Annotated in this window: 9 protein-coding genes; 4 read left to right on the forward strand and 5 right to left on the reverse strand. The window is 75.2% G+C overall.

Going from position 1 to position 14,294, the window contains the following annotated elements; translation table 11 throughout:
- Window positions 1–114 precede the first annotated feature (114 nt).
- The 3 genes from ABZY91_RS10845 to ABZY91_RS10855 form a co-directional block, all read right to left on the reverse strand.
- A complete protein-coding gene (locus tag ABZY91_RS10845) occupies window positions 115–921 on the reverse strand; it encodes a serine hydrolase (RefSeq protein WP_355401480.1) in 807 nt (268 codons plus the stop codon).
- Window positions 922–1,286: 365 nt separating this feature from the next.
- Window positions 1,287–2,198: a leucyl/phenylalanyl-tRNA--protein transferase gene (locus tag ABZY91_RS10850; RefSeq protein ID WP_355401482.1), complete on the reverse strand. Its 912-nt coding sequence runs from the start codon at window positions 2,196–2,198 to the stop codon at window positions 1,287–1,289.
- Complete coding sequence (locus tag ABZY91_RS10855; protein WP_355401484.1) at window positions 2,195–5,995, reverse strand: thioester reductase domain-containing protein; 3,801 nt, start codon at window positions 5,993–5,995, stop codon at window positions 2,195–2,197. The genes ABZY91_RS10850 and ABZY91_RS10855 overlap by 4 nt, the downstream gene beginning before the upstream one ends.
- Before the next feature lie 193 nt (window positions 5,996–6,188).
- On the opposite strand from ABZY91_RS10855, the gene ABZY91_RS10860 reads away from it, so the two are divergent.
- Entirely contained in the window at window positions 6,189–9,374 is a 3,186-nt protein-coding gene (locus ABZY91_RS10860) for an EAL domain-containing protein (RefSeq protein ID WP_355401486.1), read from the forward strand.
- 96 nt (window positions 9,375–9,470) lie between these two features.
- Here the strand turns inward: ABZY91_RS10860 and ABZY91_RS10865 are convergent, their stop codons facing one another.
- Both ABZY91_RS10865 and ABZY91_RS10870 read right to left on the reverse strand, forming a co-directional pair.
- Window positions 9,471–11,255 carry an Imm49 family immunity protein gene (locus ABZY91_RS10865; RefSeq protein ID WP_355401488.1) on the reverse strand — a complete coding sequence of 595 codons (1,785 nt, stop codon included), beginning with the start codon at window positions 11,253–11,255 and terminating at the stop codon, window positions 9,471–9,473.
- Between the two features lie 120 nt (window positions 11,256–11,375).
- A complete protein-coding gene (locus ABZY91_RS10870) occupies window positions 11,376–12,044 on the reverse strand; it encodes a TetR/AcrR family transcriptional regulator (RefSeq protein ID WP_355401490.1) in 669 nt (222 codons plus the stop codon).
- 127 nt (window positions 12,045–12,171) lie between these two features.
- Between ABZY91_RS10870 and ABZY91_RS10875 the strand changes: the two genes are divergently transcribed.
- From ABZY91_RS10875 to ABZY91_RS10885, 3 genes are read left to right on the forward strand one after another with little or no spacing between them, the layout of a single operon-like run.
- Window positions 12,172–13,209, forward strand: a complete 1,038-nt coding sequence (locus tag ABZY91_RS10875; protein ID WP_355401492.1) for an aldo/keto reductase — start codon at window positions 12,172–12,174, stop codon at window positions 13,207–13,209.
- Window positions 13,210–13,266: 57 nt separating this feature from the next.
- A complete protein-coding gene (locus tag ABZY91_RS10880; RefSeq protein WP_355401494.1) occupies window positions 13,267–13,782 on the forward strand; it encodes a GNAT family N-acetyltransferase in 516 nt (171 codons plus the stop codon).
- A complete protein-coding gene (locus ABZY91_RS10885; protein ID WP_355401496.1) occupies window positions 13,779–14,114 on the forward strand; it encodes a hypothetical protein in 336 nt (111 codons plus the stop codon). The genes ABZY91_RS10880 and ABZY91_RS10885 overlap by 4 nt, the downstream gene beginning before the upstream one ends.
- The last annotated feature ends 180 nt before the right edge of the window (window positions 14,115–14,294 follow it).

Raw genomic sequence — 14,294 nt, forward strand, 5'->3', positions numbered from 1 at the left:
GGCTGCCTGCCCCCCCCCCGACCCGCGCACCCCCCCGCCGCCGCCTGCGACCCCCCCCGCCCGCCCCGGGCCTCCCCGCCCCGCCCCCCGGCGCCCCGCCCCCCACGCCGTGGGTCAACGCGACGGCGGTCCCGGGCGGGCCGCCGGGGCCGGGCCGGTCGGCGTCCGGGTGACGGCGTGCCGGCGCCGCCAGACCTCGGCCGAGATCCGGGCCACCAGCCGGGCCGCCGGGTCCGCCTCCGCCTCGTCCGCCCCGGAGGCCAGCGGACCGGTGTAGCAGACGGCCAGCAGGTACGGCGGGCAGTCGTCCGGGTGGACGAGGCCGACGCTGTGCCGCACCCCGGGGAACCAGCCGTTCTTGAACGCCACCCGGGTGCCCGGCGGCAGCCCGGCCGCGAGGTCGACCCGGAACGCGTTGCGTTCGAGCAGGGCCAGCAACTCCGGTTCGCCGTCGAGGGACTGGAGGAGGCGGACCAGGTCGCGGGCGGTCACCCGGTTGTGCAGGCCCGCGTCGCGCGCCCGGTGGTCCTCGATGCCGCGCGGGCTGGAGCTGTGCGTCGCGCCCGCGCGCCGCCAGGCCCCGGCGACGGCGGCGTGGCCGGTCCGGGCGAGACAGAGGTTGGTGGCGAGGTTCGAGGAGTGGGTGATCATCCGCTCGGCGAGCAGCCAGAGCGGCGCCGTCCGGCCGAGCAGGCTCCAGGGGACGGGATCGCTGTCCCAGTCCGGATCGTTGCCGAACTCGCCGCCGGCGGCCGAGGCGAAGGCGTTCACGACCGGGACGCGGGCGTCCAGGTCCACCCCGCTGCGGTGGAGCGCGGCCAGGACGGCCACCTTCATCGTGCTCGCCGCGTCGTGCGGCGCGTCCCCGGCCCGGGCGAACACCGGGTCACCGCCCCAGGGGGCCACCACGACAGACAGCATGGTCGCTTCCGTTCCCGACCGCGGCGGTGTCGAAACCGGCGGCACCGCGGGGCGGCGGCACGACGGGGCCGCCCTCCCGGAAGCCCTGCCGGCAGCCCCACCGGCGTCCCGGGCGGCCGCAGAACGCGGCGGCCGCCCGGGGCGGCGTCACGTCCAGCCTGCGACTCCGTGAGCAGGTGGCGGTGCGGATGGGCGAGTCGGGCGTCGGCCGGCGTGCCGGCGCGGGTGGCGAGGCTGCCCGTACGGGCGTCCGTTCGTCTATCACCGGCTGGACCGGGTCGGCGCGCAGGTCGAGCCGGTCGATCCGGGCCGCCAACCGGCCTTCCTGGACGCGTGGCACCCCGGAGGCCCGCCGATGCCCGCCGTCAACGAGGAGAGGACCCCGAGGACCCCGCGGACCCCGCGGACCCGGCAGGGCCTGCGGACCGGGCCGGTCCGGCGCGGTGGCCGCCGCCGTGGCGGGGCCGCCGGGGGGTCAGCCGGGCCGCCGGGTGGGCCGCGGTGTCGAGGGGCTCCGTCCGCGCCGGGTGGGCGAGTTCGGCGAGGTAGTGGGCGCGGGGGGCCGGTGCGGCCCCGAGGGTGCGGACGTGCGGGGAGTCCCACTGCGCGTCGAGCAGCCGGCCGCCGGCGTCGGCGAAGCGGGTGGCGAGGTCGGCGACGGCGACGCGCGCGGCGTCGGGGCGGCGGTGGAACATCGAGTCGAGGCTCAGCACGGAACCGGTGACGATGCCGAAGACGCCGCCGACCAGCTCCTCCCCCTCCCAGACCTCGGCGCTGTGGGCCGCACCGAGCCGGTGCAGCCGGACCAACGCCTCCTGCAACCCGGCGGTGAGCCACGGGGGTTCGCGCCCCTCCGCACAGGCGGCGAGGACCTCCTCGAAGGCCCGGTCGGCGCTGGTCCACCAGCCGAGGCGGTTGCGGAGCAGCCGGGAGAGCTTGCGCCCGACGCGGACCTGCTCCGGGGCGATCACCGGGCGCGGGTCGGGCGACCACCAGCCGAGCGCGTACGGGTCCCGGTGGTCCGGTCCCGGCAGCAGGACGACGTCCCCCGCCGCCACCGCGTCCTCGTACCGGGCCTCGTTGAAGGCGCTCGCGTAGTCGTCGGCGGCGGGCAGCGGGAACAGCCCGCGCCGGTACGCCGCCAGCAGCACGTCCGGCTCCAGCGTGCCGCCGAACGCCGCAGGCCCGTCGGCGGGCGCCCGCGCGACGTCCACGGCGTCGAACAGGCCCGCCGCCGAGGGGGGTTCGGTCGCCCGCCCGCCGTCCGGCGCCGTCACCTCATCGCTCCCAGCGGCGGGACGAGGAAGCCCTCGGCGGTCAGCTGCGTCAGGTAGAGGTCCAGCAGTTCGCCGTCCACGGCGGGCAGTTGGATGCCGCTGCCGGCGAGGGCGTGGTCGGTGTTGGCCCGGTCGAAGAGCGGGAACGTCGGGCGGAAGTACATCTCGCTGATGGACAGTTCGGTGCCCGGCGCGCGGTCGACGAAGAGCGGCACGAACGGGGTCACCGGGTGGGTGGGGTGGCCGGCGGCGAACCGGATCAGCCCCTGGACCCACTCGCCGTAGGGCACCTCGTCCACCGGGTAGCCGCGCGCGCGGAGCCGGTCGGCGAGGTCGGCGAGGCCCGCGGGCCGCGGTGACGTGATGTGGTAGACCTCGCCGTTGGCGGGGGCGTGGGCGACGATGTGGGCGACGGCGCGGCTGAACCGGTCGGCGGGGACGAAGTCGAGCGGCAGCCGGACGTCCGGGTAACTCCCGCTCTCCGCAATGTACTTGATCAGCGCGCAGAGCTCGGTGCCGGTGTTCATCACGCCCCCGGCGAGGTCCCCGGTGACGTCGTTGGTGCGCATCACCGTGACCGGCAGCCCGGCCGCCGCCGCGTTGTGCAGCAGCTGCTCGGCCACCCACTTGCTCTCCACGTAGCCGACGGCGAGCTTCTCGGGGTGGGCGAGCGGAGTCCGTTCGGTCACCTCGCGGACGCCGGCCGCGCCGAACCCGGCGAGCACCGCGAGGGTGGAGAGGTAGTGCACGGGTATGCCGCGCGAGTGCCCGGCGAGCCGGACCACCTCGCGGGTGCCGCCGACGTTGGGGCCGCGCAGCTGCTGGTACGGGTAGATGAAGTTGACCTGGCCGCCGAGGTGGTGGATGGCGTCGAGGCTGTCCGCCAGCTCCTCGAACCGGTGCTGGGTCAGACCGAGCAGCGGCTCGGCGAGGTCGCCGACCAGCGGGACCACCCGGCGGTCGGCCAGGTCGTGCCGGAGGAACCGCTGCTGGGCCGCGCGGATGCGTTCCAGCGCGTGTTCCTCGTCCGGGGCCCGGACGAGGCAGTGGATGCGGGCCGCGGTGGTGTGCAGCAGCGTGTCGAGCAGGTGGGCGCCGCAGAAGCCGGTGGCGCCGGTGAGCAGGATCTCGGTGGGTTCGGCGCGGGAGGGCGCGGGGTGCCAGGACTGCCGGACGGGGGTGCTGAGCCGGGCCTCGGCGGTCCAGTCGACGGCGGCGCGGCCGGGAGCGGGCCCGTTGCCGGGGGCGTCCTCGCCCGCGCGGGCGGCCCGGGTGGCCGCGGCGAAGGCGCGCAGGGTGGCGTCCCGGAGCAGCGAGCGGGTGAGCCCGCGGATCCGGGTGACGTCGATGCCGAACATGATCCGGGCCCGGGCGATCATCTCCATGGCGAGCAGGGAGTTGCCGCCGAGGTCGAAGAAGTCGTCGTCGGGGCCGACCTGTTCGACGTCGAGGAGTTCGGACCAGAGGTGGCCGACGCCGACGTCGACGGCGTCGCCGGTACCGGTCCCGCTGCTCCCGTTGCCGCCGCTGCTGTCACCACCGCCGCTGCCGCCGCTCGCACCGCCCGCGCCGGGGCCGCTGCCGTTCCCGGCGGAGGCGCGCAGGCCGTCCGCGGCGCCGTCCGCCCCCTCGCCGTCCCGGCGCTGCAACTGCGGCCGGGTGTGCGGCAGTCGGCGCCGGTCGATCTTGCCCGCCGGGGTGAGGGGCATGGAGTCGAGCAGGACGAACTCGGCGGGGACCATGAAGTCGGGGAGCCGTGCGGCCAGGAAGGCGCGGATCTCCCGGCGCCGGGCCCGGGCGCCGGACGCGCCCCGGTCGCCGAGCGTGTAGTAGGCGGTGAGGACGTGGGCGCCGTCGTCGCCGTCGTCGGCGGCGACCCGGGCCTGTCGGACGTCCGGGTGGGAGGCGAGGACGGACTCGATCTCGGCGGGGTCGACGCGGTAGCCGCGGACCTTCACCTGGTCGTCGAAGCGGCCGAGGATCTCCAGCAGGCCGTCGGCCCGCCAGCGGCCCGCGTCACCGGTCCGGTACATCCGGTCGCCGGGGGCGGCCGCGTAGGGGTCGGGCAGGAAGGCCTCGGCGGTGAGCGCGGGCGACTTCCAGTAGCCGCGGGCGAGACCGGGACCGCCGAGGTAGATCTGGCCCTTCTCGCCGGGCCGGACCGGGCTGAGCCGGGCGTCCAGGACGTGCACCCGCACACCGGGCAGCGGTCTGCCGACCGGCACGGGCGCGTCGATGCCGCCGGGGTGCCGGTCCGAGGCGGAGCGCCGGTCGCCGGCGCGGTGCCGGTCCGGGGCGGGGTGGCCGTCCGGGGAAGACTGACCGTCCGCGGAGGGGTGACCGTCCGCGGAGGGATGGCCGTCCGGGGAGGGATGGCCGGCTCCCGGCGGGTGGAGGACGGACCCGTGGGTGCCGGCGGCCAGCACCTCGGGCGTGATCTCACAGAGGGTGGAGGTGACGGCCGCCTCGGTCACGCCGTAGGCGTTGACCAGCCGGACCCCGGGCAGCCGGTCCAGGCAGGTCCGGCAGTCGTCGGCGTGCACGGTGTCGCCGCCGACGACGATCAGCCGCAGCCCGTCGGGGGCGGGCCCGCCCTCGGGGAGCAGCGCGACCACGTGGTGCCAGTACGCGGGGGTGAGGTCGGCGACGGTGAGGCCCAGTTCGCCCATCCGGTGGACGAGTTCGGTGGGCGCCCAGGTGCGGGCGCCGCCGAGGACGAGGGTGGAGCCCGCGGCGAGGGCGGCGAAGACCTGTTCCAGCGAGGTGTCGAAGCCCAGGGCGGCGAGCTGCAGCACGCGGTCCCGGGAGGTGAGTCCGTAGGCGCGGACGACCCGGTCCAGGGTGAAGACCAGGGAACGGTGGGTGACCGGGACGCCCTTGGGGGTTCCGGTGGTACCGGAGGTGTAGATCAGGTAGGCGAGGTCCCCGGGCGCGGCCAAGTCCTCGGGCGCGGCCAGGTCCTCGGGCGGGGCCGGGTCCTCGGGCGGGGCCGGGTCGCCGGACGCGGCGCCGGCCGGTGCGACGGCGCCCGCCGGTGCGGTGGCGTCGGCACCGAGCACCTGCACCCCGGGGAAGGTCCGCCCCTCCTCCGCGACGACCACGTCCGCCCCGCAGTCCTCGACCAGCCGGGTCAGCCGCTGCTCGGGGTGGACCGGGTCCAGCGGCAGGAAGGCGCCGCCGGCCTTGAGGACGCCGAGCCAGGCCGTCACCAGGTCCGCGCCGCGTTCCAGGCAGACCGGGACGACCCGCTCCGCCCGTACGCCCCGGGCGCGCAGGGCGGCGGCCAGCCGGTCACTGCGGCGGTCGAGCTCACGGTAGGTGAGCGCGTCGCCGTCGTCGGTGAGGACGGCGAGGGCGTCGGGGGCGTGCGCGGCACGGGCCCGGAACATGCCGTGCACGGTTCCGGTGGATCCGGCGCGGCCCGGCGTGCGGGCCGCGGCCGGCCCGTCCGGATCCGCGCACTCCGACCCGGCGTGGGCCGGTCCCGCGCCGTCGGGTCCGGTGTGGGCCGCGCCGTGGCCGACCGGGCCGAGCCCGTCCGGGTGCCACTCGCGGTCCACGTAGTCGCGGCACTCGTCGCGCCGCGCGGGCCCGAACACGGTGCGCCATCCACTGGGTACCGTGAAGTCACCGGGCCAGATCGTATACTGACCGTCTTGATTGCAGAGCACGGCGTGACGCCCGGAGTTCGCCTCCGAACGCGCGCCCCGCGCGCTGTCTGCTGCATCATCCACCGGCTTGACCTCATGCTGTGGCGGCAGAATGCTGGGAGGTGCGACATTTCCGACTATACGCACTCACGGCTCATTTCAAACGTCCGACCGAACGCCGCTCGGACGCTCGTGAGCCCCTGCCCGAAAGGCCCCGAGACCCGCCGGACCCTCCGCCCGTCACCACGGGTGAACCGCTCACGGGCGGCCCGACCGCCCCGTCCTCGCCCGAACTCGCCCGCCCGACAGGCGGGGTGATGTCGTGGAGGAGGTAGCCTCGTTGACTCGTCGGCGACAACGCCTGATGGCCTGTTACCTGGTCTGGATGGTGCTGTTCACGGCCATCTACTACACCAACCCCTCGCAGCGGATCATCTGGTGGACGGGCATCGGCCTGGGCGGCGTCGCCGCCATCGTGGTCGGCGTCCGTCTCAACCGCCCGTCCCACGCGCTGTTCTGGTACCTGCTGGCACTCGCCAACCTCAGCTTCACGGCGGGCGAGGTCGTCCAGGTCATCCAGATGCAGTTCCTGCACCTCGGCAGCCCGTTCCCCTCCGTCGCCGACGGCTTCTACCTCGCCGAGTACCTGCTCTACGCGGCCGGCGTCCTGGGCTTCATCCGCTGGCGTACGGCACATCAGGACCGGGCCAGCCTGCTGGACGCGCTCATCCTCACCATGGGCCTGGCCCTGCTCGCCTGGATCTACCTGATCCTGCCGTACACCCGGAACCCGGACCTCGGCTGGTTCCAGAAGGCCGTCGCCATCGCCTACCCGCTCGGCGACGTGGTCGTCCTCGCGCTGCTGCTGCGGCTGGTGGTGCCGCGCGGCGGGTTCAGCCGCTCGCTCCAGCTGCTCGCCATCGGCACCGTCGGCCTGTTGGCCGCCGACGTCGCCTACGGCCTGATCCTGCTGCACGGCGAGTGGCACATCGGCACCCCCGTCGACCTCGGCTGGGCGGCCTTCTACACCGCCTGGGGCGCGGCCGCGCTCCACCCGTCCATGGTCGAACTGACCAGACCCATCCCCAGCCAGCAGCCCGACCTCAGCCCCGGCCGGCTCGCCCTGCTCACCCTCGCCTCCCTGATCGCGCCGACCATCCTGATCGTCGAGTCGGTCCTCGGAAACACCAGCAACGCCGGGGTGATCGGCGCCTTCTCCGCCGTCCTCTACCTGCTCGTGCTGGCCCGGCTGGCCGTCGTGGTCCGCGCCCGCAGGCAGGCCGTCGCGCGGGAACGCGCCCTGCGCGAGGCCGGATCCTCGCTCACCGCGGCGGTCACCGTCGAGGAGGTCGCCGACGCCGTCCAGGCCGCCGCCTCGACCCTGATGCCCACGGAGGACGGTCACGTCGCGCTGCTCGCCGTCACCGAGGGCGGCATGCTGCACGTCCGGCACGCCCAACGCGGCTCCGGCCACCACCCGATCCGGGGCGGCGACTCCGACGAGGTGCTCGCCCTGGCCGCCTACCGGGAGACCAGACTGCTGCCCGTCGAGGCCGTCGGCGCCGGCCTCTCCGGCCGCCTCGACGGCATGCCCAACGCCCTGCTCTGCCCGCTCACCCTCGCCGAGCGCCCCTCCGGGGACCCGCTGATCGGCGCGCTCATCGTCACCGGCACCGAGCAGGAACTGACCAGCCTGTGGGGTTCGCTGGAGATCCTGGCCGCCCAGGCCGCCCTCGCCGTCGAGCGCGTCACGCTGAGCCAGGAGATCACCCGCCGCAACAGCGAGGCCTACTTCCGCACGCTGGTGCAGAGCGCCAGCGACGTCATCCTGATCCTCAACGCCGACGACTCCGTCCGCTACGCCTCGTCCTCCTCCGCCGAGCGGGTCCTCGGCTATCCCGACCTCAACGGCACCCTGATCACCGAGCTCGTCCCGCCCGAGGACAGCCGGGCCGTCGGCGGCGCGCTGGCCCGGATGCGCGGCCCGGACGGCGCCGGCAGCCGGTCCGGCGGCGACACGCAGCGTGAGCACTGGCGTCTGCTGCGCTCCGACCGCACCCTGATCGAGGCCGAGGTCCGCTGCAACGACCTGCGCGACGACCCGACCGTCGGCGGCCTGGTGCTCACCCTGCGCGACGTCACCGACCAGCGGCAGATGGAGCGCGAACTCACCCACCGCGCCTTCCACGACTCGCTCACCGGCCTGGCCAACCGCGTCCTCTTCCTGGACCGGGTCGGCCACGCGCTCTCCCGCGGCGAACGCAGCGGCGCCGTCACCGGCGTGCTCTTCATCGACCTGGACGACTTCAAGATGGTCAACGACACCCAGGGCCACGCGGTCGGTGACGAGCTGCTGGTCGCCGTCTCGCTGCGGGTCTCCACCGCGCTGCGCACCTCCGACACGGCGGCCCGGCTGGGCGGCGACGAGTTCGCGGTGCTGGTCGAGGACGCGGTGCGGACAGCCGACGTGGGCGGGATCGCGGACACCGTGCTGGCCGCCTTCTCGGAGCCGTTCAAGCTGAGCGCGGGCGCGGTCCGGGTGACGGCCAGTATCGGCGTGGCGACGACGGAGGACAGCGTGGACACCACCGAGCTGCTCAGCCACGCCGACCTGGCGCTGTACTCGGCGAAGGCGGCCGGCAAGCGGCAGTGGTGCCCGTACCAGCCCGCGTTGCAGGCCGGGATGGTGGAGCGGCACGAGCTGAACGAGAACCTGGACACCGCGATCGCCGAGTCCGCGTTCCGGCTGTACTACCAGCCGATCGTCGACCTGGCGACCGGCGACCTCGTCGCCTTCGAGGCGCTCGTGCGGTGGCCGCACGACCGGCGCGGCATGGTCCTGCCCGACGAGTTCATCGCCCTCGCCGAGGAGAGCGGCCAGATCGTGCCGCTCGGAGCCTGGGTCCTGGAACGCGCCGCCCAGGAGGCCGCCGTCTGGCACCGGCAGAGCACCGCCGTGCGCGCCGCCGCGGGCCGGCCGCCGCTGCGGGTCAACGTCAACGTCTCCGCCCGGCAGTTCCGCGACGCCGGCTTCGTCGACGTGGTGCGCGGCGCCGTCCGGGCCTCCGGCATCCCGGCCGAGTCGCTGGTGCTGGAGCTCACCGAATCCGTGCTGATGCGCCGGGACGGGCGCGTCCACACCGACATGCGGACCCTGGCGGACCTGGGCGTCGGCATCGCCATCGACGACTTCGGCACCGGGTACTCGTCCCTGTCGTACCTGCGGGAGTTCCCGATCTCCATCCTCAAGATCGACAAGTCCTTCATCGACGGCCTCGGCCACTCCCCGCAGCAGTACGCGCTGGTCGAGGGCATCACCCGGATCGCCGACACCCTCGACGTGCAGGTCATCGCCGAGGGCATCGAGAACCCCGAGCAGCGCGACCTCCTCGCCGGGATGGGCTGCCCGCTCGGCCAGGGCTACCTCTTCGCCCACCCGCTCACCCCGGACCAGGCCCGCACCTTCATCGCCGAGTGGACGGCCGCCCCCGACGGACGGCCGGACAGCCGCCCGGCCCCGGCGTAGGCGGGTCCCGCCGCCGCTCCCGTTCCCGGCCCGGCAGTGGGCCGGGAACGGGAACGGGAAGGAGAAAGGGGAAGGGGGAAGGGGGCCGGAAGCGGATCAGGCGGGCCGGAAGGGCTCGGCCGTCGCGAGCAGCCGCTTCGGGAGGTACGGGGAGTCGACCCGGATCCGCCAGCCCCGGCGGCGGGCGTGGCACGCCAGACCCAGGACGGCGAGGTCGACCGCCGAGTCGCTGCTGTCCGCGCGATCCGCGACCCGGTAGTAGTCGCGGTGCACCTCCAGGGCGTCCACCAGGGCCAGGTTGAAGCTCTCCTCGTCCCCCTCGACCAGCTGCGAGAATAGGACGACGGGCGGCGGGAAGAAGCCCCAGTCCTTCCCCTGCTCGACCTCCGCCAGGGCCCGTTCCGTCGCCGGTACGGGGTCCTCGCCCCGGAGGTAGTCGTGCAGGGCCTCCGGGTAGGAGGCGAACGCCGACCGGGGCGCACCGTCCCGGAGTGCGACGGCGGGACCGGCGTGGACCAGCGGGGCGAGATCCTCGCGCGCGCCGGAGACCAGGGCGAGGGAGACGGCCTTGCACCAGCCCCAGGGACCCGCCTCGTCCCTGTCCAGGGTGGCGGGGTAGCGCAGCGTCCGGCCGTCGATCGCCACCTCCACCTCGGTGCCCGGCGCGGCGAGGGCGGTCCGGAACACCGTCGCCGCCATGCGGGAGGCCCGGCGCAGCCGGGCGATCTCGCCTTCCCCGACGTCGTCGGCCTGCGAGGCGCGGGCCTTGAAGAACATCTCCTCGTAGCGGGCCACGCTCGCCAGCCGCCAGACGGCGAGCGGCTTCCCGTCGACCGGGGTGAACGCCTCCTCGGCCTCCCGGGCGAGGAACGCCGCGCCGTCCGGGTGGACGGCCTGCGGCTCCCCCGGCCGCTCGACCCGCACCGGCCCGGCGGCCAGGGCGGCGACCGCGTCCGGGCGGCGGTCCCGGCCGAAGGGCCCGACCCGCGGGCCGGGCGTCTCGAACCCGGTGACCAGGGTGCGCGGGAGGTAGTCGGTGTCGACCGCCGGCCACCAGCCCGGACCCCGGTACGCGAGCGCGGCCAGGGCGAGCGGTACCAGCGGGAGGAGGCTGCCCGGCCGGGCGTGGACGGGGTTCGTCCGGCTCTGCCGGAGCAGCAGCCCGGTCAACCCGGCGTCGAACGCCGCCCGGTCCCCGGCGACCAGGGCGCGCAGCGTGACCAGGCCGACGGCGTGCGGCCGGTCGAGCAGGTCCTCGCCGCTCGCCTCCCCGCGCCCGCGGACGCGTTCCAGCGCCGCGTCGACGGCGGCGAGCCGCTCCTGCAGGCTCGGCGGGTAGGACGCGTCCTCGTCGTCCAGGACGCCGATGGCCTGGGCCAGGAGCCCGGTGGCGAGCTCGACGACGGGGTCACCGGCCGAGCCCGCGTCGAACTTCTGCCGGGCGAAGCAGAACGCCTCCCCGTGGTGGTGGGCCCGGTCCGAGAGGATCGCGAGGCAGAACGCGTCGAGCCACTCGTACGGGGCGACCCCGCTCGCACCGTCGTCGTCCTCGCCGGGTTCGTAGCTGATCCCGAAGTTCACGTAGTCGAGGAAGACCTGGAAGTCGACGTGCGGGAAGTACGCGGCGAACGCGACGGCTCCGGCGGCGGACTCGGTGGCGTCCTTCAGGACGGCCCTGGCCTCCGGGGTGTCCAGGGCGGGCCGCTCGGCCGAGAGGGCGCCCAGGTACTCGACGAACTCGTCCGCGAGGTACGTCCATTCCCGGGAGGCCATCCGGCCGGCCCGCGACATGGAGCGGACCTCACCTCCGATCCGGTTGGTGAAGTCCTCACGTGTCGTCGAAAGCAACGCCTCGCCCACCTGGTGACGCTCTATCCGCACAGCCCCGCTCCTTGCTCCTGACCTGCACGTCAGCCTACGGGCGCGGTCGGTCACCGCCTCGCGCGGGTCGGACCGCCCGGGTACCGCCCCTCCGGAGGGGCGCGGGGCGGCCGACGGGCGCTACGCCCGGCGGTAGGCGCCCGCGCGGGCGGCGGCCTCGGCGGCGTCGGCGGCGCGGTCGGCGGCGGCCTCGTCCAGCGGGTCGCCGGTGGTCAGCATCCGGTAGTAGAGCGGGGCGGAGACGGCCCGGACCACCTCGAACGGGTCGGTGTCGGGCGGCAGTTCGCCGCGCTCGACCGCGTCGGCCACGCACGGCGCCCACTCGGCGACCCGGACCAGGTAGAAGCGGTGCAGGGCCTCGGCCGCCGCCTCGTCACAGGTCGCCGCCACCAGGACGGCGCGGAACAGCGCGCCCTGGCGCGGGTCGGCGAGGGTGCGCGCGACGAGCCGGGCGTTGGCGCGGAGGTCGTCGCGGAGCGAGCCGGTGCGCGCGCGGGGCAGGGACTGCTCGGCCATGTCCGCGAGCAGGTCGGCCATCAGCGCGCCGGTGGAGCCCCAGCGGCGGTAGACCGTGGTCCGGCCGACCTCGGCCCGGCGGGCGAGGTCGCCGAGGTCGAGTCCGGCGAAGCCGACCTCGACGAGGGCGTCCTCGGCGGCCCGCAGGACGGCGGCCCGGACGCGGGCGGTGCGACCGCCGGGGCGCTGGGCGTCGGGGGCGGTGCCGGGGGCGGGGGCGTCGGGGGCGGTGCCGGGGGCGGGGGCGTCGGGAGTGGCGTTCTCCGGAGTCATTAACGGGATTCCTGTTCCGTTAGCGGCGGACACGGTGCTAGGGTCAGGACATCTTAACGGAACAAGAGTCCCGTTAACGGAGGGCGTGCAGTGCAGCCGCCCACCGGGACGGGGAGGGAGCACAGTCATGGAGTACCGCCAGCTCGGAGCGTCCGGCCTCAAGGTCCCCGCACTCTCGCTCGGCACCGGCACCTTCGGCGGCAGCGGCCCGCTGTTCGGCGCCTGGGGCACCACCGACGTCCAGGAGGCCCGCCGCCTGCTCGACATCGCGATCGACGCCGGCGTCACCCTGTTCGACACCGCCGACGTCTACTCGGACGGCGCCTCGGAGGAGGTGCTCGGCCAGGCGGTCAAGGGCCGTCGCGACCAGGTGCTGATCTCCACCAAGGCCGGCCTGCCCACCGGCGACGGCCCCAACGACGCCGGCACCTCGCGCGCCCGCCTGATCACCTCCGTCGACGCCGCCCTGCGCCGCCTCGGCACCGACTACCTCGACCTCTTCCAGCTGCACGCCTTCGACGCCGCCACCCCGGTCGAGGAGGTGCTCGCCACCCTGGACGACCTGGTCCGCGCCGGGAAGATCCGCTACACCGGCGTCTCCAACTTCTCCGGCTGGCAGCTGATGAAGTCGCTCGCCGCCGCCGACGCGCACGGCCGCCCCCGCTACGCCGCCCACCAGGTCTACTACTCGCTGGTCGGTCGCGACTACGAGTGGGAGCTGATGCCGCTCGGCCACGACCAGGGCGTCGGCGCCCTGGTGTGGAGCCCGCTCGGCTGGGGCCGGCTCACCGGGAAGATCCGCCGGGGCACCCCGATCCCGGCCGGCAGCCGCCTGCACGACACCGCCGACTACGGCCCGCCGGTGGAGGACGAGCTGCTCCACGACGTCGTCGACGCGCTCGACTCCGTCGCGAAGGAGACCGGCCGCACCGTCCCCCAGGTGGCGATCAACTGGCTGCTGCGCCGCCCGACCGTCTCCTCGGTCATCATCGGGGCCCGCAACGAGGAGCAGCTGCGGCAGAACCTCGGCGCCGTCGGCTGGGAGCTGACGGTCGAGCAGATCGCCCGCCTGGACGCGACCAGCGGCCGCACCGCCCCGTACCCCTACTTCCCGTACCGCCGCCAGGAGGCCTTCGCCCGCCTGAACCCGCCCCTGGCGGGGTGACGGGGCATCCTCAAAACCGATTGCGGCAACGGCTGCGGGCACGGCAGAGTCGCCGACATGATCGAACTGCGTGCACTGACCTCCGACGACTGGCGGCTCTGGCGCGGACTGCGCCTCGCCGCCCTGGGCGAAGCGCCCTACGCCTTCGGCTCCACCCTGGCCGACTGGCAGGGCGAGGGCGACCGGGAGGAGCGCTGGCGCTCACGCCTGGAGATCCCCGGCGCCGTCGATCTGGTGGCGTTCGTCGACGGCGAGCCCGCCGGGATGGCGAGCGGCGTCCCGGGCGAGGACGCGGAGGGCAAGCCGGACCGGGCGAGCACCGAGCTGATCTCGATGTGGGTCGGCCCGGCGGCACGCGGCCGGGGAGTCGGCGAGCGGCTGATCGGCGAGATCGAGCTCTGGGCGGCGACACGGGGGTGCGCCGCCCTGAAGCTCGCCGTGATGCCCGACAACGAGCGGGCGATCGCCCTGTACGAGCGCGCCGGCTTCACCAGGACCGGCGAGGAGGGCGACCTCCTGCCGGACGGCGTCCGGCGCGAGCTCGTTCTGGCGAAGCCGGTGAGCGCGGGATGAGCGCGCTCACCGGCGGCCGGGCGCACCGGCCGCCGCAGGTCCAGGTCATCGACGTGGACCCGGTGGACGCCGACCACCTCGCCCTCGTCGTGCGCTGCCTGGCGCACACGCGCCTCGGCACGCGGTTCCACTGCACCGACCGGCGGGGGAACGCGGTCGAACTCGCCCTGGTGGAGATCCGGCGGAACCCCACGCTCACGGTCGACGAACTGGAGCCGCCGCACGGCGCCCGTCTCCTCCTCGCCGGCGCCGGCGCCGGGGCGCCCACCGGCCCGGACGGCGTCGACGTACGCGCCGGGGACGTCCTCCTCGGGACCTCGTCGGCCGCCTGACCGCCGCACCGGGCCGGCCCCGCGCTACCCGGCCGGGGCCGCCGGGTGGGGGTGGCCGAGGTGGGGGAAGGCGGGGAGCAGGTCGGTGTGCGGCGGGACGTGGTCCGAGGTGACCTTGCCCCCCGACACCATCGCCAGACGCGCCGAGGTCACGTCATCGGTGAGCGTGCGGCCGTTCGG

The sequence above is a fragment of the Kitasatospora sp. NPDC002965 genome (assembly GCF_040611255.1).
Classification (GTDB): Bacteria; Actinomycetota; Actinomycetes; order Streptomycetales; family Streptomycetaceae; genus Kitasatospora.